24 protein-coding genes are annotated in these 26,439 nt (G+C 62.6%); 7 read left to right on the top strand and 17 right to left on the bottom strand.

Going from position 1 to position 26,439, the window contains the following annotated elements; all coding sequences use genetic code 11:
- Positions 1-116: 116 nt before the first annotated feature.
- Genes ACKAMS_RS21985 through ACKAMS_RS21995 form a run of 3 tightly spaced genes read left to right on the top strand, consistent with a single transcriptional unit; the run spans position 117 to position 3,335 of the window.
- Entirely contained in the window at positions 117-1,508 is a 1,392-nt protein-coding gene (locus tag ACKAMS_RS21985; RefSeq protein ID WP_408989518.1) for a uracil-xanthine permease family protein, read from the top strand.
- Positions 1,489-2,553, top strand: coding sequence for an isopenicillin N synthase family dioxygenase (locus tag ACKAMS_RS21990; protein ID WP_408989519.1), 1,065 nt, complete (start codon positions 1,489-1,491; stop codon positions 2,551-2,553). The genes ACKAMS_RS21985 and ACKAMS_RS21990 overlap by 20 nt, the downstream gene beginning before the upstream one ends.
- Positions 2,550-3,335, top strand: a complete 786-nt coding sequence (locus ACKAMS_RS21995; protein ID WP_019747729.1) for an alpha/beta fold hydrolase — start codon at positions 2,550-2,552, stop codon at positions 3,333-3,335. Before ACKAMS_RS21990 ends, ACKAMS_RS21995 begins: the two co-directional genes overlap by 4 nt.
- Here the strand turns inward: ACKAMS_RS21995 and ACKAMS_RS22000 are convergent.
- Together ACKAMS_RS22000 and ACKAMS_RS22005 are read right to left on the bottom strand one after the other, a co-directional pair.
- Positions 3,286-4,791 carry an aldehyde dehydrogenase family protein gene (locus ACKAMS_RS22000; protein ID WP_408989520.1) on the bottom strand — a complete coding sequence of 502 codons (1,506 nt, stop codon included), beginning with the start codon at positions 4,789-4,791 and terminating at the stop codon, positions 3,286-3,288. The genes ACKAMS_RS21995 and ACKAMS_RS22000 overlap by 50 nt on opposite strands.
- Positions 4,788-6,104 (bottom strand): VOC family protein, encoded by a 1,317-nt coding sequence (locus tag ACKAMS_RS22005; RefSeq protein WP_042951383.1) that lies wholly within the window; start codon positions 6,102-6,104, stop codon positions 4,788-4,790. The genes ACKAMS_RS22000 and ACKAMS_RS22005 overlap by 4 nt, the downstream gene beginning before the upstream one ends.
- 30 nt (positions 6,105-6,134) lie before the next feature.
- On the opposite strand from ACKAMS_RS22005, the gene ACKAMS_RS22010 reads away from it, so the two are divergent.
- Complete coding sequence (locus ACKAMS_RS22010) at positions 6,135-6,599, top strand: Lrp/AsnC family transcriptional regulator (RefSeq protein ID WP_019747732.1); 465 nt, start codon at positions 6,135-6,137, stop codon at positions 6,597-6,599.
- A gap of 66 nt (positions 6,600-6,665) precedes the next feature.
- Positions 6,666-7,994 carry an L-lysine 6-transaminase gene (gene lat, locus ACKAMS_RS22015; RefSeq protein ID WP_070796163.1) on the top strand — a complete coding sequence of 443 codons (1,329 nt, stop codon included), beginning with the start codon at positions 6,666-6,668 and terminating at the stop codon, positions 7,992-7,994.
- Here lat and ACKAMS_RS22020 read toward each other — a convergent pair.
- From ACKAMS_RS22020 to uraD, 6 genes are all read right to left on the bottom strand, one after another.
- Positions 7,991-10,702 carry a molybdopterin cofactor-binding domain-containing protein gene (locus ACKAMS_RS22020; RefSeq protein WP_113683019.1) on the bottom strand — a complete coding sequence of 904 codons (2,712 nt, stop codon included), beginning with the start codon at positions 10,700-10,702 and terminating at the stop codon, positions 7,991-7,993. The genes lat and ACKAMS_RS22020 overlap by 4 nt on opposite strands.
- On the bottom strand, positions 10,699-11,508 hold the full coding sequence (locus ACKAMS_RS22025) for an FAD binding domain-containing protein (protein ID WP_060938629.1): 810 nt from the start codon (positions 11,506-11,508) through the stop codon (positions 10,699-10,701). The genes ACKAMS_RS22020 and ACKAMS_RS22025 overlap by 4 nt, the downstream gene beginning before the upstream one ends.
- 7 nt (positions 11,509-11,515) lie before the next feature.
- Positions 11,516-12,829 carry an 8-oxoguanine deaminase gene (locus ACKAMS_RS22030; protein WP_230091204.1) on the bottom strand — a complete coding sequence of 438 codons (1,314 nt, stop codon included), beginning with the start codon at positions 12,827-12,829 and terminating at the stop codon, positions 11,516-11,518.
- Positions 12,830-12,882: 53 nt separating this feature from the next.
- Entirely contained in the window at positions 12,883-13,800 is a 918-nt protein-coding gene (gene pucL / locus ACKAMS_RS22035) for a factor-independent urate hydroxylase (protein WP_024487453.1), read from the bottom strand.
- A 64-nt stretch (positions 13,801-13,864) separates the two neighbouring features.
- Complete coding sequence (uraH, locus tag ACKAMS_RS22040; RefSeq protein ID WP_408989521.1) at positions 13,865-14,194, bottom strand: hydroxyisourate hydrolase; 330 nt, start codon at positions 14,192-14,194, stop codon at positions 13,865-13,867.
- Entirely contained in the window at positions 14,191-14,709 is a 519-nt protein-coding gene (gene uraD, locus ACKAMS_RS22045; RefSeq protein WP_113683016.1) for a 2-oxo-4-hydroxy-4-carboxy-5-ureidoimidazoline decarboxylase, read from the bottom strand. The genes uraH and uraD overlap by 4 nt, the downstream gene beginning before the upstream one ends.
- A 116-nt stretch (positions 14,710-14,825) precedes the next feature.
- Between uraD and ACKAMS_RS22050 the strand changes: the two genes are divergently transcribed.
- Entirely contained in the window at positions 14,826-15,626 is an 801-nt protein-coding gene (locus ACKAMS_RS22050) for a tyrosine-protein phosphatase (RefSeq protein ID WP_029255030.1), read from the top strand.
- On the opposite strand, the gene ACKAMS_RS22055 is transcribed toward ACKAMS_RS22050, so the two are convergent.
- The 9 genes from ACKAMS_RS22055 to ACKAMS_RS22095 all read right to left on the bottom strand — a co-directional run bounded on the left by ACKAMS_RS22055 (position 15,627) and on the right by ACKAMS_RS22095 (position 24,571).
- On the bottom strand, positions 15,627-15,989 hold the full coding sequence (locus tag ACKAMS_RS22055; RefSeq protein ID WP_113683015.1) for a VanZ family protein: 363 nt from the start codon (positions 15,987-15,989) through the stop codon (positions 15,627-15,629).
- On the bottom strand, positions 15,986-16,336 hold the full coding sequence (locus tag ACKAMS_RS22060; RefSeq protein ID WP_003940792.1) for a hypothetical protein: 351 nt from the start codon (positions 16,334-16,336) through the stop codon (positions 15,986-15,988). The genes ACKAMS_RS22055 and ACKAMS_RS22060 overlap by 4 nt, the downstream gene beginning before the upstream one ends.
- Positions 16,336-16,761: a DUF1707 domain-containing protein gene (locus ACKAMS_RS22065; protein WP_020907074.1), complete on the bottom strand. Its 426-nt coding sequence runs from the start codon at positions 16,759-16,761 to the stop codon at positions 16,336-16,338. The genes ACKAMS_RS22060 and ACKAMS_RS22065 overlap by 1 nt, the downstream gene beginning before the upstream one ends.
- 76 nt (positions 16,762-16,837) lie before the next feature.
- The gene (locus ACKAMS_RS22070; RefSeq protein ID WP_019747743.1) at positions 16,838-18,634 is read right to left on the bottom strand and encodes an acetyl/propionyl/methylcrotonyl-CoA carboxylase subunit alpha; all 1,797 of its coding nucleotides are present in this window, start codon (positions 18,632-18,634) and stop codon (positions 16,838-16,840) included.
- 138 nt (positions 18,635-18,772) lie between these two features.
- On the bottom strand, positions 18,773-20,173 hold the full coding sequence (locus ACKAMS_RS22075) for a condensation domain-containing protein (RefSeq protein ID WP_046378325.1): 1,401 nt from the start codon (positions 20,171-20,173) through the stop codon (positions 18,773-18,775).
- A gap of 4 nt (positions 20,174-20,177) precedes the next feature.
- Complete coding sequence (locus ACKAMS_RS22080) at positions 20,178-20,594, bottom strand: SufE family protein (RefSeq protein ID WP_019747745.1); 417 nt, start codon at positions 20,592-20,594, stop codon at positions 20,178-20,180.
- The gene (locus tag ACKAMS_RS22085) at positions 20,591-21,496 is read right to left on the bottom strand and encodes a sulfurtransferase (RefSeq protein WP_019747746.1); all 906 of its coding nucleotides are present in this window, start codon (positions 21,494-21,496) and stop codon (positions 20,591-20,593) included. Before ACKAMS_RS22085 ends, ACKAMS_RS22080 begins: the two co-directional genes overlap by 4 nt.
- Positions 21,497-21,614: 118 nt before the next feature.
- Positions 21,615-23,078, bottom strand: coding sequence for a condensation domain-containing protein (locus ACKAMS_RS22090; RefSeq protein WP_408989522.1), 1,464 nt, complete (start codon positions 23,076-23,078; stop codon positions 21,615-21,617).
- The gene (locus ACKAMS_RS22095) at positions 23,078-24,571 is read right to left on the bottom strand and encodes a condensation domain-containing protein (RefSeq protein ID WP_020907077.1); all 1,494 of its coding nucleotides are present in this window, start codon (positions 24,569-24,571) and stop codon (positions 23,078-23,080) included. Before ACKAMS_RS22095 ends, ACKAMS_RS22090 begins: the two co-directional genes overlap by 1 nt.
- A 150-nt stretch (positions 24,572-24,721) precedes the next feature.
- On the opposite strand from ACKAMS_RS22095, the gene ACKAMS_RS22100 reads away from it, so the two are divergent.
- Positions 24,722-26,419, top strand: coding sequence for an MFS transporter (locus ACKAMS_RS22100; protein WP_046378326.1), 1,698 nt, complete (start codon positions 24,722-24,724; stop codon positions 26,417-26,419).
- Positions 26,420-26,439: the final 20 nt, after the last annotated feature.

The raw sequence follows: 26,439 nt of genomic DNA on the forward strand, positions 1-26,439 counted from the left end.
CTCTGGTGAAAGTTTTGATTACACAGACGAAACAAATTCGACCACGGTAAGAAATTATCGACGTGCTGAATAGTCCCGTACACGAAACACTTCCAGCTTCGGACGGAGATCGGCGCATGGCCATCCATCCAGTCGACCAGCGGCTCCCCATTGCCCGCCAGTCTGCTTTTGCTCTTCAGCACGTCCTCATCATGTACACCGGTTGCATCACGGTTCCGCTGGTTTTCGGTGCCGCAGTCGGGCTGGACCGCAGCACGGTCGCGATGCTGATCAGTGCGGACTTGCTCGTTGCAGGCATCATCACGATCATTCAGAGCCTGGGCGTCGGCAAGGTTGCCGGTGTCCGCCTGCCGATCGTCTGCGGTGCGACGTTCGCCGGGCTGACGCCGATGATTCTGATCGCCAAGGAGTACGGCCTGCAGGCCGTGTACGGGTCCATGCTGGTCGGTGGCGTGGTCGGCATAGCCTTGGCCGTCCCGTTCGCCAAAATCGTCCGATACTTCCCACCCCTGGTCACCGGCGTCGTCCTCACAGTCATCGGCATCTCGTTGATCGGTGTCGCGGGAGGACTGATCGTCGGAAACGACCCGACCTCCCCGTCGTTCGCCGATCCGAAGAATCTGGCGCTGGCTGCCGCAGTCGTTGTGGTCGCGGTGGCGTTCATCTGCCTCGGTCGCGGGATGTGGACGCAACTCGGTGTACTGATGGCACTGGTGATCGGTACCGTGATCGCCATCCCGATGGGTCTGATCGATCTGAGTGGCGTCGGCGGCTCGGCCTGGGTGGGCTTCCCGATGCCGTTCCACTTCGGCGCTCCGGAGTTTCCCGTCACCGCCGTGGTGGCGATGAGTATCGTCATGGCAGTCGTCTTCGCAGAATCGACGGCGAGCATGCTGGCGGTCAGCGAGATCACCGGAAAGCCTTTGAAAAAAGCAGATCTCGCACGCGGGCTGGTGGCCGACGGCATGTCGGGAGTTCTGGGCGGAATCTTCAATGCCTTTGTCGACACCGTTTTCTCGCAGAATGTCGGCGCCGTTGCCACGACCCGGGTGTACAGCCGGTACGTGACCGCTACCAGCGGTGCCATTCTGATCGTCCTCGGCCTCATCCCGCGAATGGGTGAAGTAGTTGCAGCCCTGCCTGATCCGGTGGTCGGCGGCGTCGGAATCATCTTGTTCTCCACTGTCGCCGTGGTCGGAATCAACACACTGCGCAAGGTCGATCTCAGTGACCCGATCAACACCACGATCGCTGCTGTGTCCGTCGGAATCGGTATTCTGCCGGAATTTGCGGAGGGGATGTTCGAGCGATTCCCCTCCTCGGCTCAGATCCTCCTCGGTAGCGGCATCACCTTGGCTGCGGCCTCTGCCTTTTCACTCAATCTGCTGTTCAATCACACCCGACTCGGTGAACTCGCGAGGCGATCGCGAGAGAGCCTCCACCCCACTGCACAAACTGAACCCGCTACCAGCTCTGCAGGAGACGCCAGTGTCATCGTCCCAGTCTGATCCCTTCGAAGTTCCCGTCATCGACATCTCGCCCTACGTACTCGGTGGTGCCGACCAGGACAAGGCGCGAGTAGCCGCCGAAGTCGACCATGCCTGTCGGACTGTCGGTTTCATCCAGATTCGGGGCCACGGCGTTCCGACCGATGTTTCTTCCGGCCTCGCCGAAGCCATGGACGACTTCTTCGGGCTGCCGATGGAGACGAAAACGGGCTACCGAATCGAGGGCGCGAATCGTGGATACAGCCCGCCCAAGAGCGAGTCGCTGAGCTTGAGCCTCGGCGTCGAATCCGCGACTCGGATGAATGACTTCTTCGAGGCCTTCAACGTCGGAACCGAAGCCAGATCATTCACCGAACTCGAACTGTCGGAGGAGGACTACGGAATCAATCTGTGGCCCGCAGTGCCAGGTTTCACGGAACGAGTGGAGAATTACTACGCCCATGGCGAGCGGGTGGCACGCACACTGACAACTATTTTCGAAGATGCGCTCGGTCTGACCCCAGGATTCTTCGAGTCGATCACCGACCATTCCATCGACGTACTGCGGATGAACAACTACGCATTACCCGAAGGGACGGTGACATTGGACGGTGAGTTGAAGGGTATGGGCGAACATACCGATTTCGGGCTGGTCACCGTGCTGTGGGCGGATCAGGTCGAAGGTTTGCAAGTACTCGGGAGCGACCGACGCTGGCACGATGTCTGGCCGGTCGACGGCGCGCTACTGGTCAATCTCGGGGATCTCACCGCGCGACTGACCAACGACAGGTGGATGTCCACGCTGCACCGAGTTGCGCCTCCGGTGGTGAACGGCACCATCAAGCGTCGGCGATCGGCGGCCTTCTTCCACGACGGAAACGTCGACGCGGTGATTGCGACTCTGCCGAGTTTTCAGGACGACTCCGGCTTGGAGTACGAATCCATTACCGTCCGCGATCACATCAAGGCCAAATTGGCCGGGTCGAGGCAGGGAAAGTCCAACGCCGCCGCAGGTCGTGAGGCGGCTCGGGTACTTTCGGCTGCAGAGTTCGAGATCAAGCAGTGAGTGCACGGAACATCGTCCTCATCCACGGAGCGTGGGCCGGCGGTTGGGTCTGGGATCGTGTGTGTGGCCCACTGAAATCGGCCGGCTTCAATCCCGTTGTGGTGGAGCTTCCCGGCTCGGGAAGTTGGAACCCCGACGACGTGATCGATCTCGACGCAGTTGCCGAACATGTTGTGGCAGTAGTCGAGTCCCTGGACGGGCAGTGCACCCTCGTCGGTCACTCCGGCGGAGGCATCGTGGCCTCACAGGTGGCTGAGTTACTGCCGTCGCGGGTAGCGGGTCTTGTGTACGTCGCGGGGATGATGCTTCCATCGCAGATGGACTTCGGGATGCTCTGCATCGAAGTCGGTCTGGCAAGTCCGGTCGGGATCTCACGTTGGTTGGTCCCCGTGGACGACGGGAATGCGACGGTGGTTCCGCCCGAAGCCGGTGCCGCTGTGTTCTTCCACGAAGCGCCGGTGGCTGATGCGATCTTCGCCGCGCGCATGCTCGTTCCACAACTGGAGTCGGCCCGCCTGATGGCACCCGTCTGGACGGAAGAACGATTCGGAACCGTCCCGCGTTTGTATGTCGAATGCACGCTCGATCGAACCGTGCCGATCGAAGCTCAGCGTGCCATGCAGAAACTTGTTCCCGGTGCCCAGGTGGTCAGCCTGGACACCGACCACGCCCCGCAGTTGTCGAGGCTCCCGGAGTTGATCGAAGCGATCGCCGATTTTGCCCAGAACGCGTTCAGCCGAACTCGACGCCTTGAGCCAGCGGCAACTGGTCCGAGTAGTTGACGGTATTGGTGGCTCGGCGCATGTAGGCCTTCCATGAATCCGAACCCGATTCGCGTCCGCCGCCCGTCTCCTTCTCGCCGCCGAATGCGCCGCCGATCTCCGCACCGGACGTTCCGATGTTCACGTTCGCGATGCCGCAATCGGAGCCGTCGGCGGCGAGGAAGCGCTCTGCTTCTCGCTGATCGAGTGTGAAGATCGAGGATGAAAGTCCTTGAGGTACACCGTTGTGCAGCGCAATAGCGTCGTCGAAGTCGGTGTAGGTCAAGACATAGAGGATGGGTGCAAATGTTTCCGCCCGTACCACCTCGGTCTGTGCGGGCATACGAACGAGAGCAGGTGTCACGTAGAACCCGGATTCGCCGACGCGATCACCGCCACACACCACGGTTCCGCCGTCGCCGCGCGCGGCCGAGAGGGACTTCTGCATTGCCTCGTACGCGGCTTCGTTGATCAGCGGTCCGACCAGAACACCGGAATCGAAGGGACTACCGACCGGGAGTTGCGCGTACGCGGACGCAATGCGGTCGACGACCTTGTCGGCGATCGACTCGTGAACGATGAGTCGGCGCAGTGAGGTGCAGCGCTGCCCGGCAGTTCCCGCGGCGGAGAAGACAATTCCGCGCACGGCAAGCTCGAGATCCGCCGACGGCGTGACGACCGCGGCGTTGTTCCCACCCAACTCCAGAAGACTGCGTCCGAAGCGCGCGGCGACCCGCGGAGCCACGGCGCGGCCCATCCGCACGGAACCCGTGGCGCTGACCAAGGCCACGAGTGGGTTGTCCACCAGCGCCTCACCGACGTCACGTCCGCCGACGACCAACTGGTGCACGTCGATCGGTGCTTCACAATCCGCGAGCGCACGCCGCAGGAGCGCATGACATGCCAGAGCGGTCAACGGAGTGGTTTCCGAAGGCTTCCAGACGACGGAGTCGCCGCAGACCAGAGCAATGGCGGTATTCCACGACCACACCGCTACCGGAAAGTTGAACGCAGAGATGACCCCGACAACGCCGAGCGGGTGCCACGTTTCCGACAACCGGTGGCCGGGACGTTCGGACGGCATGGTGCGCCCGTAGAGCTGCCTGGAGAGACCGACCGCGAACTCACAGATGTCGATCATCTCCTGTACCTCGCCGAGAGCTTCCGAGGTGACCTTGCCTGCCTCCAGCGTCACGATCTCCGCGAGATCCTCCTTGTGCTCGGTAAGTAGGCTGCCCAGCCGCCGCACGACCGCGCCGCGCGCCGGAGCGGGGACGGTGCGCCAGGTGAGGAACGCTCGATGAGCCGCCTCGACGGCGTCGTCGACCTCTCGGCCGGAGTGCTGCCGGACCGTACGCAGCTGTGTGCCGGTGATCGGCGTGTGTGCGCTCAGATCACCGGCGGGCCACTCGACACCGCAGGCAGCGAGGGCTCTCTCGGCGCGATCGGCGAGGCTCGAAGGATCAGGCAGGTTCACGGGGAGTCCTCTGTGTTTGAAGGCGGGAGTGTTTGTAGGCGGGAGTGGTTGTTGGCGGGAGAAAGCAGGGCACGTGATGCCTCTTGTTGTGCGCGGTACAGCTCGAACGGATCTTCGATGGTGCGGTCGATGGCGCCCTCCAATCGATCCTGCCCGTATTCGGCGCCGGGCGCATCGGAAACGAATCCGGTCACGGAATCGAGATTGGACGCGAAGATCCCGGCCGCGGATGCCGGTAGGAAGTCCTCGTAGACGATCGGGTCGCGGACGACAACAGTTCCTTCGTTTCGGTACGTGAAGTACGCCAACCCCGCGTCGTCGAGTCCGTCCTCGGTGTGCGGAAATTCGCTGTCCCAGTCGGCGTCCGCGGGCCTTGCGATCAGTCGGTCGTAGATTGCACGCCCGCTGCGGGTCAACGCGATTCCGCGTGCCTCGACCTCGCCGAATCTGACGCGGACAGGTTCTGTGGTGACCGATCCGTCCGGCCGGCGAAAACGTCTGTCTTCGGCGAGTGCGCGAAACGACGTCTGCCGCAGAAGCAGTGGCGGTCCATTCCATCTCGGCGGGCCTTGGATGCGGTCGATCATGGTGATGCCGCGCTCGGTCATTCGGCGGTACAACTCGTCGATGTCGAGCACTCGCGGGGTGAGGTGGTTGACATGTGTCGAGCTCTGGCCGGCGATGTCTGCGGCGACAGGTGAGATCGCGGCAAGTTCGCGATACCAACCGGCGTCGATGGGATCGGTGCCGAGCCGAAACGCCGAGGTCGCCGCTTCGACGAATTGTGTCGCCTCGGGCTCCGGTAGGCCGCACTCGCGGTTCGCTTGCCGTGCCCACTGCAGAAGTTCTGGAGAGAACAGGGTGCGGCGACGCAGGAACCCGGTGATCCGACGCTCGAGGTCGGTGTCGAAGAACCTGGAATCGGAGCCGGTCAGTACCGAAGTGAAAACACGGAACGGGTTCCGGGCGAGTTGGGCAGGGTCGGTGGGGCGAAAGGCCGTCGAGACAACGGGAATGGGGGAGTCGGTGAGCCGGAGGTCGTAGTAGCCGACCGGAAACATACCGAATCCGCCGAAGACGGTGGCTACGTCACGTAGTTCGTCGAGAGTCCCCAGTCTGATGGCGCCGTGACGCTCGGCGCTGACTCTCGCCAGGCTGCCCAGGCGCTCCGCCGAATCCGGATGCTCGGCGGCAAAATCACGGTTCACCTGCATCGTTACATCTACCAAGGTGTTGTAAGCGGGGACCTCGTCCCCATACATCTTGGCGAGGGCCGCTGCGAACCGTGCACGTAGCTCCCAGGTTTCAACCATACGAATGTCCGATTGCGTTAGCCTGCGCAGGTGCGAGAAACAGAAACCAGTGACGCTGCCGGGGTTCCGGTCGACGAAACCGATCGACTTTTGATGCGTGAATTGGTCTTGGACGGCCGTGCCACTCTCGCGAGTCTTGCTGAGAAGGCCGGACTCTCGATCTCTGCAGTCCAGTCGAGAGTGCGTCGATTGGAGTCTCGCAAGGTGATCCGTGGCTACTCGGCGAAGATCGATCCGGAGGCACTCGGTCATAATCTGTCCGCATTTGTCGCCATCACTCCTCTCGATCCTTCGCAGCCCGACGATGCGCCTGCTCGCTTGCGTCATCTACCGGCCGTCGTCTCGTGTCACTCCGTGGCCGGGAGCGAAAGCTACGTCCTCCTGGTCCGGGTGGCGTCACCTCGCGCGTTGGAACGATTGCTGCAGGAGATCCGTACGGCAGCCAACGTCAACACGCGAAGCACCATCATCCTACAAACTTTTTACGACGAATGACGGGTGTTCCGTAACTTTTACGGCTTCCTATCGACACTTTCGTAGAATTGACATAATCTTCGCAGTATGAGTACTGCGATGCGAGACTTCGGTGACAGTGCGCTCTTTCCGGTCTACGAGGTGCTGAAGGCCAGCATTCTCGTCGACGGATTCGATCTGATTCTCGATGTGCAAAGGTCGCAAGGTTCGTATCTCCGCGACCTGCGAGACGGCACCGAGTTTCTGGACATGTTCGGTTTCTTCGGCTCTTCCGCCCTGGGGATGAATCACCCGGCGATCGCCGACGACGAGGAATTCCAGCAGGAATTGGCCGTTGTCGCTTCCAACAAGCCGAGTAATTCCGACATCTACACCGAGCCTATGGCGCGCTTCGTTGCGGCTTTCGCTCGGGTCCTGGGGGATTCGGCGCTCCCACACTTGTTCTTCGTGGACGGCGGGGCACTTGCGGTGGAAAATGCGCTCAAGGTTGCCTTCGACTGGAAGAGTCGGTTGAACGAAAGCCGTGGATTGTCAAGCGATCTGGGGACGAAGGTCCTGCATTTGACCGAGGCCTTCCACGGTCGGAGCGGATACACGATGTCGCTCACCAATACCGAACCGGGCAAGGTCGCGAGATTCCCCAAGTTCGACTGGCCACGGATCGACTCGCCGTATCTCGCAGACGGTCGCGATGTCGAAGCTGCGGAGAGGAAAGCTCTCGACCAAGCGCGCCGAGCGTTTTCCGACAACCCCGACGATATAGCCTGTTTCATCGCCGAGCCGATCCAAGGCGAAGGCGGTGACCATCACCTCAGGCCGGAATTCCTGCAGGCGATGCAAGAGCTGTGTCGTGAGAATGACGCCCTCTTCATTCTCGACGAGGTGCAAACGGGATGCGGAATCACCGGAACCGCTTGGGCCTATCAGCAATTGGGATTGCATCCGGATGTGGTTGCCTTCGGTAAGAAAACGCAGGTCTGCGGCATCATGGCCGGCGGTCGAGTGGATGAAGTGCGCGACAATGTGTTTCACGTCAGTTCCCGGATCAATTCGACGTGGGGTGGCAACCTCACCGACATGGTGCGCGCCCGGCGGATACTCGAAGTCATCGAGCAGGACCGGCTGATCGACCGCGCGCGATTCACGGGTGCGCATCTCCTTGCCCGGTTGACCGAAGTCTGCGGGCGCTACGCGGCGGCGACCGAGCCGCGCGGTCGTGGTCTGATGTGCGCGATTACGTTGGCGGACAGTGACCTTCGTGATCGCGTCGTCCAGCGACTGCGAGAAGACGAGCAAGTGATGATACTGCCAACCGGGAAGAGAGGAATCAGATTCCGTCCCGCGCTGACGGTGACCACCGGTGAGTTGGACGACGCGGTCGACGCAGTCGAGCGAGTGCTCGAGCGCGAAGTCTAGGCTCTGGCCTGGAGTTCGCTCCACACTCGATCCGGTGTCATCGGTGTGGAGTACATACGCACTCCACACGCGTTGGCTATCGCGTTTGCCAACGCCGGTGCTACCGGATTGAAGGGGGCCTCACTCATCGATTTTGCGCCGAAAGGCCCGAGTTTGTCGTACGTGTCGGCAAACAGTACTTCGGTGATCGGCAAATCTCCGATCTGTGGAACGTGGTAATTGCGTAGCTGAGGATTGATCACTCGACCTTCTTCGATGACGATTTCCTCCGACAGTGCAGCGCCGAGGGCCTGTCCGACACCGCCTTCCACCTGCCCTCGCAGTTGTGCCGGGTTCATGACGGTGCCGGCATCGGCGGCCTGAACCGACTGCAGGATCTTCACCCGGCCGGTATCCGTGTCGACGGCAACGCGAAAACCGTGAACGTTGAACGAGACCGAGCGCGGTGTTCCGTCGTGGCGACCGTCAGCGGCGAGCGGGCCACCTTCGAGTAGCGTCGCGAAATCGAGGCAACCGTGGGACGTTTCGACCCCGTCCGGCGAAAGATCGTCGATCTGCGCGCCGCGGCCACTCAATCGCACTGCACGGGTCAGTATCCGCTCGCGAAGGCGCTCGCAGGCGATCAGGAGCGCCTTGCCGGCGACCACCGTTCCCGTCGACCCGAATGCTCCGGTGTCGTATCCGCCTGCATCGGTGTCGGATTGAACAATCGTGATGCGATCGACTGTCGTCCGCAATTCGGTGGCCGCGATCTGTTGGTGAATCGTGGTGGTTCCGTTGCCGAACTCAGCGGTCCCGATGTTCACGACGTACCGACCGTCTGCCTCGAGTGCGACGGTGGTGTCGGAGAAGTGACCACGCGGCGGGATCGTCGCGATCATGGCAATTGCCATGCCCCGGCCGATCTGCCAACGCGACCCTGCCGGTGCAGCCTCGCCGCGTCCGCTCGACAGTGCACTGTCGACGAGGTCGATGCACTGGTCCAGTCCGTAGCTGCCGAATTCGAGATCACCGTCCTCGACGTGCCAGTCGACAAAATCGTCTCCGGGTACGACGACGTTTCGCCGCCGAAACTCGAAGGGGTCCATGCCGAGACGATCAGCGAGCTGATCCATGGCCGCCTCGACGGCGAAGATGATCTGGCCGAGCCCGTAACCACGGAAGGCGCCGGACGGAACGTTGTTCGTGTAGACCGCTTCGGCGTCGACGCGTTTGGTTGCAGCGCGATAGACCGCCATGGATTCGGCGCAACCGTGGAACATGACTCCGATCGAATGGTTCCCGTACGCCCCGGCGTCGGAAAGGACGTCGATGGCCAGTGCAGTGAGAGTTCCGTCGGCATCGGCGCCGGCGCGAACCGAAACTCGCATCGGGTGCCGTGACGGTGCGATGGTGAACTGATCGCTGCGGCTGAACTCGTAAGCAACGGGCCTACCCGTTCGCAGGACGGCGAGTGCGACCAGATCTTCGGTGAGTAGTTCCTGCTTCCCGCCGAAGCCTCCACCGACCCGCTTGGCGAACACCCGGATTCGGCTGCGATCGAGATCGAAGATGTGCGCCAATTCGTCCCGAACCAGAAACGGCACCTGTGTGCTGCTTCTGATGACGAGACGGCCGTCCTCGTCGAGCCACCCCACTGCGCCGTGAGTTTCCAAGGCCACGTGCTGGACTCGCGCAGTTTTCCACGTACCTTCGACGACTGCAGTGGCATCCGCAAGCGCACGGTCCAGATCGCCGACACCATCGTGAAGCGCGGCAACCACGTTGCGAGGGACTTCTGCGATCCGCGAGCTCTCGTCTTTGTCGCCGTGCAGAAGCGGAGCGCCGGGGGAACGCGCCAGATCTGGTTCGAATACCGCGTCGAGTACCTCGTAGTCGACTTCGATCAGCGAGAGTGCACGTTCCGCCTGCGTCGGGGTTTCGGCGATGACCGCGGCGACTCGCTGGCCGCGGAAACGGACGGTCCTGTCGAACACCCGCGTGTCGTCCGGATCGTCGTTGCGGTCCTCGTGCCGGGCGGTCGAGAACAGCACGTCCGGACTGTCCTGAAAGGTGAGGACCGCGGCGACGCCCGGCGCCGCTTCCGCTGCTGCCGTGTCTATCCGGGTTATGTGTGCGTGTGCGTGCGGACTGCCGAGTACTGCGACGTGAAGCAGGCCGATCGGCTTCTCACCCGGGGAGAAGTCCATGGTGTACTGCTCGGTCCCCGTGACGATGCGTGCGGACGCCGGGGCTGCGATGGAACGCCCTTGTGCCCCGCCTGTTTTGGCGGTCTCGGTATTGGATGTACCCGCGAGGGCGTCACGAATGGACCGATAACCGGTGCAACGGCACAGGTTACCTTTCATCGAGCACGCGAGATCGGATTTTTGTTCGACCGACAGCGCTGATGCGGTGACTACCATTCCCGCTGTACAGAAACCACATTGGAATCCACCGGCGTCCACGAATGCCTGTTGAATGGGGTGAAGTTTCTCCGGTGTTCCGAGGCCGGCGGCGGTGACGACGTCGCGGCCGCCGAGGCGGTGGGCGGGAAATATGCACGAATGGGTGGGGTGTCCGTCGACCAGAACCGAGCAGGCGCCGCAGTCTCCGGCATCGCACCCCTTCTTGACGGAGTTCGCTCCGTGCTCGCGGAGGAAGGTTCGCAGGCACTGTCCGGGGCGGGGCTGGTCGTCGCGGGGAACTCCGTCCACCGAGTACTTCATTCCAGTTCACCTCGGATTTCTTCGGCGAGAAGGTCAGTCATCGCCTTCCGCCACGGCGCAGTTCCATGGACATCGGTGAAGTAAGCGTCTTCCGGAATCCTGCTGTGCAACGCATCCGCAAGTGCAGCGGCGTCGGGGAGTTCGTCGAATTTCAGAGCGTACGGACGGCGGGTCGCGGCGGTGATCGCCAGTGTGAAACCGTCGGCACCGCAGCGTCCGGCAACGGCTACGGCCGATCGCCCGAGTGACGTCTGTGCCAGTTTTCGCATCGCGGTACGTGCGGTCAGTGCATGCACGGGAATCCGGATACTGCGGATGATCTCGCCGGGGCCGAGCACGTTGCGAGAATCGTCGATGACGAAATCGACTACGGGGACTGAGTATTCGGTACCGTCCGGACGCCAGATCGTCAGTTCGGCATCGAGAGCGGTGCACAGAGTCGTCATCGCTCCGGCCGGGAAGGAGAGCGCGATGTTGCCGCCGACGGTCGCGTATCGCAACACCTTCCACGATGCGAGCAGTGCGTCAGCGCAGTGTTGGAACAGCGCTGCGGCGGACCATGAGGTGGGAAGACCGGCGCGGCACAGTTCCTCGATGGTGCAGGTGGCCGCGATTTCGAGACCGAGATCGCCGACCACGACAGCTTTCCAGTCGAAGCCCGCAAGGTCGACAAGAGTGGTCAGGTGCGGCTGCGGTTCCGAGTACAGCCAGGTGCCGCCGCCGATGAACCCGATACCGGGTGAGGCACAGGGGAGCTCGGAGCGGGTCCGCGGCACCAGAACTTCGTCGACGCTGTGCAGATCCATCGCTGCCTCAAGCCTTTCCGAGTAGGTCGCGGTGTGCGCGTGCGACATCCGAGGCCACGACGTCCTCGTCGACGGTGGTGACTCGTCCGTCGGCAACTACGATTTGCCCGTTGACGAGTAGTAACTTCAGCGGGGGCGTCGAGCCGAGTACGAGCGCCGCCACCGGATCGGTGATGCCGGCGTGCGCGACGGTGTCGAGTTTCCACACCGCCAGGTCGGCAAGTTTTCCGACCTCGATCGATCCGATTTCGCCCTCGCGGCCCAGAACTCGTGCGCCGCCGATCGTTCCCAATTCCAAGGCTTTTCGCACCGTCATCGTCTGCGGTCCGCCCTTGGCGCGAGCAAACAGAAGCGCATGACGAGACTCCTCGATCAGACTGCATGCTTCGTTGCTCGCCGCGCCGTCCACACCGAGCCCCACGGTGACCCCGCCCTTCACCAGATCGGCGGCACGGGCGATACCGGCCCCCAGTCGCGCATTGGAGGTCGGACAGTGTGCCGCGGCAGTTCCGGTTCGCGCCATCGTCTCGATACCGGCGTCGTCGAGATGGACTGCGTGTGCGTACCAGACGTCCGGACCCACCCAACCGACGCGTTCCATGTATTCGACCGGCGTGCAACCGAAAAGCTCTCGGCAGAAGCTTTCCTCGTCCAGGGTCTCGGCGAGATGCGTGTGCATTCGCACGCCGTTTTCGCGGGCCAGCGTCGCGGACTCTCGGAGCAGTGACTCCGTCACCGAGAAGGGTGAGCAGGGAGCTACCGCGATCTGCAGCATCGACCCCGCATTCGGATCGTGCCAGCGGTCGATCACCGACTGCGTGCCGGTCAGGATGTCGTCGAGTTTTTCCACGACGTGATCCGGTGGCAGGCCGCCGGAACTCTGACCGAGGTCCATCGACCCACGACACGGGTGGAATCGAAGGCCAACCTGCGCAGCGGCGGTGATCTCGGCTTCGAAAACGTCGCCGGCGTCGCGGGGAACGACGTAGTGGTGGTCGGTGGTGGTCGTACATCCGGTTTTTGCCAACCAGGTGAGTCCGCCGGTGGCCGCCACGTGAACGGCGTCGGCGTCGATACCCGCCCAGACGGGGTACAGCGTGGTCAGCCACTCGAAGAGCGTCGAGTCTGCTGCCAGGCCACGGGTGATCCATTGGTAGAGATGATGATGTGTGTTCACCAGACCGGGCGTGATCAGGCAACCGTTGCCGTCGATCACGTGCGCATTGGGGTACACGGGAGCCTTTCCGGCCCCCACGTCGACAATCTTGTTGCCCGAGATCACGACGTAGCCGTCGGGGTGCTCGGAAAGCTCGCTGTCCATCGTGACCACATGGGCATTGGCGACGACGAGAGTGGTCCCGAGGGCCGGGTCGGTCACGACAACCAGCCTGAATAGGGTGTCCACGACGGCCCCGCGTCTGGTGCGTCGGATCGGCTGACCGCAGCTTGGATCAGCCCGTACGGACGATCGGCGGCGTGGAACACCTCGTTGTCGTTCTCGACTCCGAAGCGGCCGAGTGCATATTCGAAATGATGCTTGTTGGGTGCCGACAGTCGAACCTCGGCAATGATCGGAAACTCTTCGAGAATTGCCTTGCCGATGTGGAAGAGCGTCTGCTGCAAGGCAAGTGAATGCACCTGCGCGAACTGTTTGACGATTTGTGCCTTGATACCCACGTAGACCGATTCCCAGTCGACGTCGGTGGTGACGAATCGCCACTGGGCGACCAACGTCGTCGCCATGACGCGGTCGTCTGTCGGCTCGAGGATCGTGTACGGATCTTCGAGGAAACCCGAGAACTCACTTCCGGTCGATTTGAGGATCACCAGGTCCTTCAAACCGCCGATCACCCACGTCCCGGCATCGGCTGTCCCAGTATCGGAGATCGTGATCGACGCCGTCCGAACTTCCTGACCCTTCCGAATCCAGGTGTAGTCGTGCTCGCTGCCGTCGACAATCGCACGCTCCCAAGCGTATTCCTCGATCTCGATCCGCGCGCCACTGACCGGTTCGATGTCGTCGACGAAATGACGGGCGAGTTCGAGTCCGTACGTCTCGATCGAGATCAGACCCTTTTCCTTGGCGTAGGAATAGGCCGTTTGTTTCTGCGTGTCGGTCGGCAGAACCTTCGACTGATCGCCGGTGAGGTACGCGTCGGCGAAATCTCCACGCAGGCAGGTGGAGACGTTGATGTCGTGGATCTCGTGACGAGGAGTGTCGCGGTAGATTCGGACTACCCTGTTCTCAGCTTTGCCGTACTGGTGACCGGTAAGTTCGATGGATCCGCTCAACCGGTCGGTGCTTGTAACACCGGTCGTGATGTTGCCGGTTGTGATGTTTTCGGTAGTCACGTGTTCAGCTCCCGCGATAGGTGGAATAAGCAAAGGGCGACAGCAACAGTGGGACGTGATAGCCCCGCGTCGTGTCGTCCACCCGGAAGGTCACTGTCACTTCCGGGTAGAAGTTCTCTTGTCCGTTGGTCTCGAAATACGTTCCCGTGTCGAAAGTCAGGGTGTAGTGACCGGTGACCAGACCACCGGGAGCAAGTTCGGGGATGCGGCCGTCGGAGTCGGTCTCGACACTGGTGATCGTGACGCCGTCTCGATCACGAAGTTCGACGCGAATCCCCGCCGCGGGAATGCCCGTCGTCGCGTCGAGAACGTGCGTGCTCAGGGTCTTGCTCATGCTGCGCCTCCGGCGAGTGAATCGATCAGACGGGCAAGCCTGATTCGATTGATGGCGGCCAATTCGGTTCGAAGCACGGAACGCTCGGTCGCCGGGTCGTTTCGGAGACGGCCTCGAAGGATGTCGAGGAGCTCCGTTCCAGATTTCCCCGACGCGCAGACCAGGTAAACATGGCCGAATGTCTCTTCGTACTCGGCGTTCTTCTGTCGAAGTTCCGCGAGGACGTCTTCTGTCGCGGACGAGACTTCCGACTGTTCACGGGTCGAGGCCGCGCTTTCGCTTCGCTCACCGATTCGTGGGTGGCCGGACAGAGCGTCGTCGATCTCGGACTCGGGAAGCTCGGCCAGCACCGCATCTGCTTTGTCGAACAGAGCTTCCAGATCGGTGAACGGGCGAGACGCGGCGATTTCCTGTGCCCACACGGCGGAATGGCAACACTCGAGCAGCGCCGCGACTGCCTGGTGGTCACCGAGCGCATCGAAGGCTCCGAGACCACTGGAATTCGTTGTAGGCATGTCCACAGGATTACTTGAGCATGTTACGGATCTGTAGCGCAGCAATTACGGGAGATGATGTGTCTCGATCTTATTTCTCCGGCCGCCCTTTTCCGGTGACAGATACATTCTTAGGTATGACCGATACTCCGAAGCTGTCTTCCGTCGTACCGTCCCTGGCGAACCTCCGAGACATCGGTGGACCCGAATCGAGCTTCGGTGGCACCGTCCGCACCGGGAGTGTGTTTCGTTCCACCGATCTGGCATCGCTCAGTGCGGAGGGCGCACAGACCCTCGCCGATCTGGGCATCGTCACGATCTACGACCTGCGCACCGAGTCCGAACGCGAGACGGCGCCGGATCTGACGCCGGACGGAATACGAGAACTCGGCCTGGACGTATTGGCGGACAAGCAGTATCGCGCCATTCCGGCTCAGATGCAGCAGATGATCGCCGACCCGGCGTTTGCTGCCGAAGCGTTGGGCGGCGGCCAGGCGCTCGAGTACTTTCAGGGAAGTTACCGCGATTTCGTGACCTTGCCGAGTGCGGTCGCGTCGTACCGGCAACTGTTCGTCGACTTGGCGCAGCCGCCCAGCTCGCCGGCACTCATTCACTGCACCACGGGCAAGGACCGCACGGGCTGGGCCGCAGCCGCGCTACTGCTGTTCCTGGGTGCCTCCGAGGACGCGGTCTTCGCGGACTACCTCGAAACCAACAAGGTTCTGTTGCCGATGTTCGCGCCGCTCCTCGAGCGATTCGAGGCCAAGGGTATCGATCCGACCCTGCTCGAAGGTGTCCTCGGTGTCAGGCGCGAGTACCTGGAGGCGTCGATGGCAGAGCTCGCGCAGGTCCACGGATCGATCGAGGCCTACTTCACCGACGGCCTGAAGATCGACGCGTCGACCCAGGAACAATTGCGGAGCAACCTGCTCAGCTGATCAGGACCTGCTCGGCTCGTCGTCGCGGGCCCTTCGACGCCGCATCACGAGGCTGACGATACCGATCCCGATGGCGATGCCGAGCAGGTCGGCGGTGCCGTCCCAGATCGAACCGGAACGCGAAATGGGCAGCGCTGCTTGAAGAACCTCGGAAGTCGCAGCAAAAATCACGAGCCACACCGCGGTGATCCACGCCGGGATCCGGGCGTGCAACGAGGTGATCGCCAGCACCGCGAACATCAACGTGTGAGTGATCTTGTCGGTGTTCTCCGGGCTCGACGGGACGGTGGAGCCCGGGGAGAAGAGCATGATCAGGGCAATGACCACGGCGATCGCCAGCGGCCAGTATCGGTTGTTCTTCAATTCGTCTGCCCCTCGACGACGACGAGTCCGAGTGCACCTTCGGCGAACCTGGTGACGGCGTCGGCGGCTGTCGTGAGCGCCTCGGTGTGCCCGTCGCGGGCCCAGCCGGTCAGCAGGGCGGTGGAGTCGAGAGGCGTCAGAACGACCTCGGCGAGAAGCTCACCGGTGTTGGGCTGGCACACGGCCCAGGAGTAGACGCTGTTTTCGTGCCACTGAGCGCTCCGCTGACTCACGTAATCGGGGTCGGTGATACCGCCGTCGGCAAGGGCAGGGCGGTCGTCCACACGCTCGTCTGCGCGCAGTGCTCGCAGATACCATCCGCCTGCGTTGATCTCGATCGGCTCCATCAGTCGGAGTCCCGCTCGCGGCGACGCTTGGCTTTGCGTTCCCTGTCGGTACCGAACAGCAGTGCGCCGGCGAGGGGAATCGCGAGGAACCACAACCAGGTACCGGTGACGAAGAACAGGATCACCGCGAGAATCGGGATGACGGCCATGACGCGTCCGGACCAGTCGGGGTTGAATCGTCGCTCCGCCGGTGCGGCGGGAGGTGTCACCATCGACAGGGGAGCGGTGCCTGGAGCTTGATAGTTGCCCGGTAGATCGGCGAACACCGGAACGAGTTCACTGCGAGTTGTTGCGGCACTGACGATTCCGCTTCTCTCGTCGAACTCTGTGACGGTGAGGCGGCCTGCGGCGAAGTGCTCGCTCAGGAGATCGAGTGCCTGCTCGCGTTCTGCAGTGCCGATGCGAATGTCGGGGACGTCAGCCATCGTTACAGCCTACTCAAACGACTGTGCGCCTTTCCGGTAGTGGGGACTACCGGAAAGGCGCACGGGGCCGGAGGCCTTACTTCAGTTCTGCGAGAACCGTTCCCTGCGTGATTGCTGCACCCGGCTCGACGGACAGTCCGGTGACGACACCGGCCTTGTGCGCGTTGACGGGGTTTTCCATCTTCATGGCTTCGAGAACCGCGATCAGGTCGCCTTCTGCGACTTCCTGGCCTTCGGTCACTGCGACCTTGACGACGGTGCCCTGCATCGGAGCGGTGACGGCGTCACCGGATGCTGCGCCGCCGCCGGCGCCGCCGCGCTTGCGTGCCTTCGGCTTCTTGCGGATGGCACCGGATGCTGCGCCGCCGCCGTTGCCGAGCGAGAACTGGCCCGGGAGGGAAACCTCGACGCGACGTCCACCGACCTCGACGACGACGTTCTGACGCGGCAGAGCCTCGTCCTCGTCGTCGACCGGTGCACCGGAACCGGCGTACGGCTCGATGGTGTTTTCCCAGTCGGTTTCGATCCACTTGGTGTAGATGTCGAACTTCTCGCCGTCACCGACGAATGCCGGGTTCTCGACGATGTGGCGGTGGAACGGGAGGACGGTCGCGAGGCCGTCGATCTCGAACTCGGCCAGAGCGCGCGATGCCCGCTGGAGGGCTTCTTCGCGGGTGGCGCCGGTGACGATGAGCTTGGCGAGCATGGAGTCGAACTGTCCGCCGATGACGTCGCCGGCGACGACACCGGAATCGACGCGGACGCCGGGGCCCGTGGGCTCACGGTAGACGGAGACCGGGCCGGGGGCGGGCATGAAGCCGCGGCCGGCGTCTTCACCGTTGATGCGGAACTCGAAGGAGTGTCCACGCGGGGTGGGATCTTCCTTGATGGAGAGCTCTTCACCGTTGGCGATGAGGAACTGCTGACGCACCAGGTCGATGCCCGCGGTCTCTTCCGTGACGGGGTGCTCGACCTGCAGGCGGGTGTTGACCTCGAGGAAGGAGATGGTGTCGCCCTGAACCAGGTACTCGACCGTTCCGGCGCCGTAGTAGCCGGCTTCCTTGCAGATGGCCTTCGCGGACGCGTGGATGCGTGCGCGCTGGTCGTCCGTCAGGAACGGAGCCGGAGCCTCTTCGACGAGCTTCTGGAAGCGACGCTGCAGTGAGCAGTCGCGGGTACCGGCGACGACGACGTTGCCGTGCTGGTCGGCGATGACCTGAGCCTCGACGTGGCGGGCCTTGTCCAGGTACTGCTCGACGAAGCACTCGCCGCGACCGAAGGCTGCGATGGCCTCACGGGTGGCCGACTCGAACAGCTCGGGGATTTCCTCGATGGTCTGGGCGACCTTCATGCCGCGTCCACCGCCGCCGAAGGCAGCCTTGATCGCAACCGGTACGCCGTATTCCTTGGCGAATGCGACGACCTCGTCTGCGCCCTTGACGGGGTCCTTGGTGCCGGCAGCCATCGGGGCCTTCGCGCGTTCTGCGATGTGGCGTGCCGTGACCTTGTCGCCGAGGTCGCGGATGGACTGCGGTGACGGACCGATCCAGATGAGGTTCGCGTCGATGACGGCCTGGGCGAAGTCGGCGTTCTCGGAGAGGAAGCCGTAGCCGGGGTGGATGGCGTCGGCGCCGGACTTCTTGGCGGCATCGAGGATCTTGTCGAACACGAGGTAGGACTCGGCGGACGTCTGTCCGCCGAGGGCAAATGCCTCGTCTGCGAGCTTCACGAACTGCGCTTCTGCGTCGGGCTCGGCGTAAACGGCAACGCTGCCGTAGCCGGCATCCTTGGCCGCCCGGATGACCCGTACCGCGATTTCACCGCGGTTCGCGACAAGCACCTTCGTAATGTGCGCGCTGGCATGACTGGGCACTGAGCCTCCTGTGGTTCGCATAGTCTGTCTCCGCGGTGTATTCCTCTGGGATTTCACCATCGGGGGATTGGCATCACTTCGGAGTGTATGCATCGCTTCGGCGCTGGCTGTAACCGGATCGCTAAAGCCCACTCCGGCTTAGGAAACGGTTTCGAAAACTACCGATGAGTAGCTGCCGGAGGTGCCGGTGTCCGGTTCGGCGACGATTTCTTCGACGGTCCGGCGCAGTGTGGCCACGTAGGCGTGAACCGCGGCGTTCGCCGTCTCGTTGCCTGGATACCTGACTGCGAGATTGAGGCCTTGGGGTGTGCGGTTGATCCAGATGTATACGTCGTGCGTGTATGCCTTGCTTCGAAGTGCTCTGGCGTTCCATTCGGGCCACTGTGCGGCCTCGGGTACAAAGCGAACATCCATGTAGGACACCACGAATCGCGGTCGAATCGGGGTTTCGAGGTGCTCACCGATCCGATCGAACGGGACAGCGGCGGCAGGCTTGACCGAAGCGATCGATTCGGCGGCGCGTGTCGCGAGGTCGCCGAACGAACAGTCCGATCCAACGGCGAACTCGACCGGGCACAGTCCGACGAACCAGCCGAGCGCACCCGCCCACTCCTGAGCGCTGCGGGTGTGAACCGGCGTCACGACCTCGAATTGATCGGATCCCGCGACTTCGCGACCTACGGCCGCAAGTCCGCCGAGTAGTCCGGCGAAATAACCCACGCCGGCGGCTGCACACGTCGAACTGAAGGCCTTGGACTGCTCGGCGTCGAGTAGCCAGGTCGACAGGCCGTTCTGAGAATCGGTTCCGCGTTCACCGATCGGTAGCGGGAACTGGGGTAACCCGTCCGTTCCGAGAGCCTTACGCCAGATCTCCACCGCAGCCTTCTCGGCTTCCATGTCGGCCATCTGCTCGCGTTCGACGGCACCGAAATCGACGTAGCTGCCCACCGGGAACAGATTTGCAGCGCTGCCGGTCGAGGCCTCGCGGTACAGCGCTGCGATCTCGTGAGCGACCAGCACGATCGAGAAACCGTCGATGATCGAGTGGTCCGCCGCGAAGAACACGGTGAACGGACCGTCGCCACCGCGGGGCGTCAACGTCGCGAAGACGTACGACGGCCAACTGTGCGGGGACGCGTAATCGTCGAACAGGCGGTGAAGGTGGTCGAAGTTGTCCTGGCTGGATGCGTCGTAGCCGTGGCTGACGACCCCGATGTCGATTCCGCCGATCGGGACGGTGTGCCGGGTGATCTCGCCACTCGAGGGCTCGAGGACGGTATGCGAGCGCAGAACTTCATGACGGTCGATCCAGCGGCCGAGGGCGACTCGGAACGCATCGACATCGAGCGGGCCGGAAATCTCGAAAGCTGTTCCCAGCCAAGACTTGTCGCCCGCGCCTGCAGCGGAACGGTTGAGATGTGCCTCGTGAATGTAGGAGACGGGCCGCGGATCCGGAACCCAAGGCCCGGTTGCGCACGGCAACCATTCGACGAGTGCGCCGGCCGGAATCGCATAGTCGGCCAGTTCGGTGAACTCCATGTTTTCAGCCCCGCAAGTGCCGCTTGATGCGCGCGAGCATGGCCGACATTCCGCGCAGACGGAGCGGGCTCACAGCTTCTGCGAGACCGAGCGCCGAATAGAAGTCGTCGGGTACACCGAGGATCTCGTCCGCGCTGTGACCGTCGAGCCCCTGCGCGAGGATCGATGCGAAACCACGCGTCGTGGGAGCCTCGGGGGGCGCGCTGAAGTACAGACGGACGTTGTCGCGATCCGAATCGTCGACCGAGAGGAACAGCGGCGACTGACATTCGGGGACCGGCTCCATCGCGCTCTGCTCGAGCTCCGCCGGCAACGGCGGTAGCTCTCGGCTGAACTCGAGAAGAAGAGTGAGCTTGTCCGAGGCGCCGACGGCTGCGAAGTCGTCGACGATCTCGGCCAGGGCCGAAGGAAGAGTGCTCATGACGCCGATACGGAGGAAGGAACTGCGCCGGGCTCTTCGCCCTGGACGATCGGGACGCGCACTGCATTGCCCCACTCTGTCCAGGAACCGTCGTAGTTACGAACGTTCGGGTAGCCGAGAAGATGGGTCAACACGAACCAGGTGTGGCTGGAACGCTCACCGATGCGGCAGTACGCGACGATGTTGTCGTCGGCCGACAGACCGCCGTAGATCTCGCCGAGTTCGGTGCGGGTGCGGAAGCGGCTGTCCGGTGCCGCTGCCTTCGCCCACGGGATGCTGAGAGCGCTGGGAATGTGTCCACCGCGCAACGCACCCTCTTCGGGGTAGTCGGGCATGTGGGTGCGCTCGCCGGTGTACTCCTGCGGAGATCGCACGTCGATGAGCGGCCCGTCGCCCAAGTGTGCAAGTACGTCGTCCTTGAATGCGCGGATGGGAGCGTCGTTGCGCTTGACGACCGGGTAATCCGTTGACGTGATGTCGGGAACGTCGAATGCGGTGTCACGGTTCTCGGCGATCCACGCATCGCGGCCACCGTCGAGAAGACGGACGTCCTCGTGGCCGAACAGAGTGAAGACCCAGAGTGCGTAGGCGGCCCACCAGTTGCTCTTGTCGCCGTAGATGACGACGGTGTCGTCGCGGCTGATGCCCTTGCGGTTCATCAACTCTGCGAACTTCGCACCGTCGATGTAATCGCGGGTGACCGGATCGTTGAGGTCGAGATGCCAGTCGATCTTCACTGCGCCGGGAATGTGGCCGACGTCGTACAACAACACGTCTTCATCGGATTCGACGACCTTGAGGCCCGGCGTACCGAGATTCGCCGAGAGCCATTCCGTCGAGACCAACCGGTCGGGATGCGCGAACTCGGCAAACGCGGTTGAGGGATCGGGGGCAACGGGCACGGGCGTACTCCTGAAGACGAATCGTTCGGTTCGAACACGGACTTGATCGATTCTATGCGCTGCGCGCAAGGGGAGACGCCCGGAAGCAGGTTCTGCCTGCTCGTACCCGTTGCCGACACTAAATCCTCGGTGTTCCTGCCCCGACGCTCGAATCTCTCAATTGTTCGGTGACACTTCCGATCGGCGTCACGCCCCGGGCGCAGACTTCCCTCAGAATCCGGTTGAGATCGGTGAGGAAATTCACCATGGTTTCGTTTGCCGTGTCGGTGTCCGGGAAGCGCGAACGCAGCGAGAGACCACGGTTCGTTCGCGAAATCCAGAACTGGGCATCGTCGGCGACAGTCACATTGCTGATGTGATGAGCGTTGAGGAGATCATGATCGTCGGTGCCGGGTAGTTTGCGGTAATCGATGTACGACACCATGAAGACGTCAGTGCGCGTGCGTCGAATCTTGTCGCCCAAAGCATCTCGAACCTGGGCCATGGTGACGCCCTCGAGCGTCAACGCAACTCGGAATGACGCGTGCGTATGTGCAAGGGATGCACCGAAATCCGCGTCGGGAGTGATCTGGACCGTGATCGGCGCGCTCGTGGTGAGCCAGCCGATGGCGTCGGCCCAGCGTGGATCTTTGCGGATGTGCAGCGGGAATTGCAGTGGAAGCGTCGCCTGTCCGGTGAACGAGTGGACGGAAAGTCCCATCGCAGTGAGGATTCCGGTGAACACGCTACCGCCGGCGGATAGGCAGATCTCGTCGAACGTCGCGGTCAGTTCCTCGTCGAGCAGCACGCGCACATCGGCGCCCTGAGGCGCGGGCTTTCCTGCCTCGACGCCGAGATCCAAGGGGAAACTCGGCGATGTGCCACCACAAATCTCGTAGAACCTTGCCCACTCTCGGATTCGAGGGTCGTTGTCGACGGGAAGCAGAGCGTCGGCCTCCAGTTCGCAGTACCGCACGAAACTTCCCGGGTCACCCAGTCGGCTCATCACTGCGTCGACGGCCTCGTGGTCGGTCAGTTCGGGTATTGCGATCAGTCCCTCGTAGATCTGTCGCAGTTCCCCGAGAGCGATGACCAACGAGTAGCCGTCGACGAGGGTGTGATCGAAGGCGCTCAGGACCGTGTAGTGCTCTTCGCGTTCGACCGTGGCAAACGTGTAGGCGGGGAAGGTCAGTGGATCGCATACCGTCGTGAATCGCTTCTTGAGGTGCGCTCGGAGGACTTCGGTCGAATCGAACTTCACAGGTTCCGAAGTCTCGATGTGTGTGCCGTCGGGATCGAGTCCCATTCGGGTGGTGGTGAACTCGCCCACCTCGAATCCTGTGTGCAGAGTGTCATGGCGACTGATGAACAGGCGCAGCGCGAGATCGAGTGCGGGCCGATTCAGTTCTCCGGGAAGGTCGAATGCGGCTGCCATCCACACACTCCGGCCCATGCCGTGTGTTCGCGCAGTCTCGAGATGGAAATGTTGGTTGTACGACGGTGGTACTTCCGACTCGGTGACGGCGCCGTCCGCGGGCTGGAGCGACCATTCGGTGACGATTCCGGGCTCGAGTCCGTATCGATCGATCGAGGTGACATGCATCAGGACGCTCCCTCTGGTGCCGAGAACGAGTAGTCGCCCTGAGCTGCAACAGTTTTGATGATCTTGGAGACGTGCTCGGCGAAGCGGGTGGCCGATTCGTGGGCAATAGGGGTGTCAGGGTGGGACACGGCGATCCAGGTGCCGGTGTGCATCCGGTTGATCCACATCGACGCGATCTGCGTCTCTTTGCCGCCGACGATTCCCGTTGCCTTCGTCTCGGCGTAACTGTATGGATCCGGCATGCGGCGGCCGTCGATGTACGAGACGATCGGCGGTGGGGTGAGCGTCTTCGACAATCCGCCGGGTGCGGAATCCGACTCGGCCAAGCTCGACAGAACCAGATCGATGACTTGCTGCACAGAGACATCGAGGAGTGCCTTGCCGTCGTGGTACCCCTGCTGCCCGAGCTTTGCCAACTCGGTGAAGCGTCGCTTGTCGTCGACGTCGATGCCGACCGGGATCAGGTTGATGTACCAGCCCTGTGCAAACGAGTCGGCCTCGGTTCGTGTGCTGACCGGCGAGAGGGCGATGTACTTGTCGCGTCCGGCCAGTTCGAATTCCGCAATCGCGAGGGCGGTGAATATTCCACCGATGAAGTTGGCGCCGTTGGCTTTACAGACCGCACCGAACCTTTCGCACTCATTGTCGTCGGCCAGGTCGAAGCGTGAACCGATAGCCGGTTTGGGCGCGTCTTCCGCCCCGAGCGGGAGCGGAAATCCGGGGAACGAGCCGCCGCTGCGCATGAGGTAACCGAGCCACTGGTGCACTTCGGGGGACTGCATAGTCAGTTCGGTTGTTCGCTCGCGTTCGACGCGACCGAACTGTGCGTAACTTCCCGCGGGGCCCAGTTCGGGATGTGACCCGGTCGTTTCCGCGGCGTAGAGCTGACGCAATTCCGCGTACATCAGCACCATCGAGTTCATGTCCGAATGGGCGTGGTCGACTGCATGGAACAGGGTGAAGCTCGGATCGGCTTCGAGGTCGGCATGGTGGTGCTCGACGGCGCCGAACACGAAGGCCGGCCACTGAAGGGCACTGGTTTCCGTTGCGAACTTGGTTGCGACGAGTGCGCGGATCGCCTCGGATTCGGAGACGTCGTCGCCGACGCGGTACTCGAGTTCGATGCTCTCGACCGGCACCACGTGTCGACGGACCTCGAACGCGGTGTCCGCAGCGTCGGTGGTTGCTTCGTCGAAGGAGAACCAGCTGTGCAGCGTGTCGTGGCGACGGACGTAGCGCTGCAGGGCTCGCGTCATGGCGTCGCGGTCGAGTGTTCCTGCGAAATCGAAGGCGATACCGATCCACGGAGACTGCGGATCGCCCTTCTCTGCGGTGACGCGGGCGCGTCGCAGGTGGCGATCCTGCATCGTGGTCGGGGGTAGTTCTCGGTCGATCTCGGCTTCGGCGGCTCGTTGAGCGGAAGCATGCGTGACGCCCCATTCGATTACCCGTCCAGGAAGCGGGTGCCAATGGGTGATCAAGTTCAGATCCATCGAGTAGAACTCCTGCGTGTGTCGTCGAGAAGCCTGCTCTGAAAATGGGCAGACGACGAACTATCCCATCTGGGGGACTGAATTGTCCGAAATACTACAATCTAAACAAGAACAGGTTCTAGAAGCGTCCTGTTCGATTAGGATCATTCGGTGCTTCCGGACCCTTTAGGTGACGCTGTCGGCGCCGACCACAAGGGCGGACGACGAGCTGGTTCTCTGACGCCCTGGCTCGGGTTGGCGACGAGTCTGGCGGCGGCGTTCATGCAGTTGCTCGACGCGACGATCGTCAACGTCGCGCTTCCGAGTATCGCCGTCGATCTTCAAGCAGGCGTATCGGCGCAGTTGCTCATGGTCAGCGTGTACATCCTGGCTTTTGCGTGTTCGTTGATCACCGCGGCCAGGTTGGGGGACCTGTTCGGTCGTAGGGTTGTTTTTCTGACCGCCCTGTCCGTATTCGTCGCGGCCTCGTTGCTGTGCGGGCTCGCTCAGAGCGCGACGATGTTGATCGTCTTCCGGGGTTTGCAAGGGTTGGCGGCCGGTTCGATGTCCGCTCAGACGTTTGCCATCATCTCGGGTCTGTTTCCGAAGGCCAGGCATCCGCGAGTGTTCGGGATCTACGGTGCGACCATCGGGCTCGCAACGGTCAGTGGGCCTCTGATCGGCGGGCTGCTGATCGAGTGGAATCTCTTCGACTGGGGCTGGCGCCTGATCTTCTTCGTCAACATTCCGATCGGCATCGCCGCCTTGATTCTCGGGTATTTCCATCTCGTCGATGCTCGCGCTGAGCATGTGCGCTCACTGGACCTCATCGGCGCCGCACTGTCATCGCTGGCGCTGTTCCTGCTGATCCTTCCCCTGGCCGAGGGAAGGGCGCGTGGATGGCCCACAGGTCTTGTTGTCATGCTCGCGATGTCGGTGCCGGTGGCATTGGCGTTTGTGCTCTACGAATCGCGTCTGGCGAAACGAGGCGGCGATCCGGTCCTTCGTCTGGAGCTTTTCCGCGACCGAGCCTTCGCGATCGGCGCGGTTCTTGCGTTCGTATTCTTCGGAACCCTGACTTCGTTGATCTTCACCATCAGTCTCACGCTTCAGTTCGGGTTCGGGTTCTCCGCATTGCGAGCGGGCGTGATGACGCTCCCGTGGGCCGTCGGCATGGGCGTGGCTGCGGTTCTCTCATCCGCGGTGTACCGGATGCTTGGAAACCGCGTCCTGATCTTGGGGATGGTCGTCTTTGCCGGCTCGCTGATCGCGTTGTCGGTCATCCTCGAGCACGAAGGAACTGATCCACGCTGGCTCGCGCTCGCCGGTCCTCTCCTCCTCGGGGGCGCAGGGCTCGGACTGTTCGTGGCGCCACTGCAAACCGCGATCCTCGCGACGGTCGAACCCGCGCACGCGGGTTCGGTGTCGGGACTGCTACCGACCGTTCAGCAGGTTGGCAGCTCGATCGGACTGGCCCTGATCGGAGTGGTGTTCTTCTCGCTCGTTGCGGGGCAAGCTCCGCAAGCAGTGCAGGGGGAGCGGCCCGAGTACGTTGCGAATCTTGAAGCTGCCGGCGTGAATCCCGGCCTGGTCGACATCGCCGAAAAGGCATTTGTCGATTGCGCGACAAGTCAATTGGCATCCGGAACACCGATGGAGGTGGCGCCGGAATGTCGCCGCGAAGGAACTGCCGGCGCCGGGGGCCAAGCCGTTCAAGTGGCAGTTGATGCCGCGTACGCATCTACTCGCGCGGCGGCCGGCGAAGCGTTTCTCGAAGCCCAACGCCGCGTGCTCGCGATCATCGCAGCAATTGCGCTCGGCATCGGATTGGCCTCGACCGCCCTGCCGCGGGTCAATTCCCCAGTCTGAAAAAAATACCCTTGACTCGA

It is taken from the genome of Rhodococcus sp. 5A-K4 (genome assembly GCF_046097995.1).
Lineage (GTDB): Bacteria > Actinomycetota > Actinomycetes > Mycobacteriales > Mycobacteriaceae > Rhodococcus_F > Rhodococcus_F erythropolis.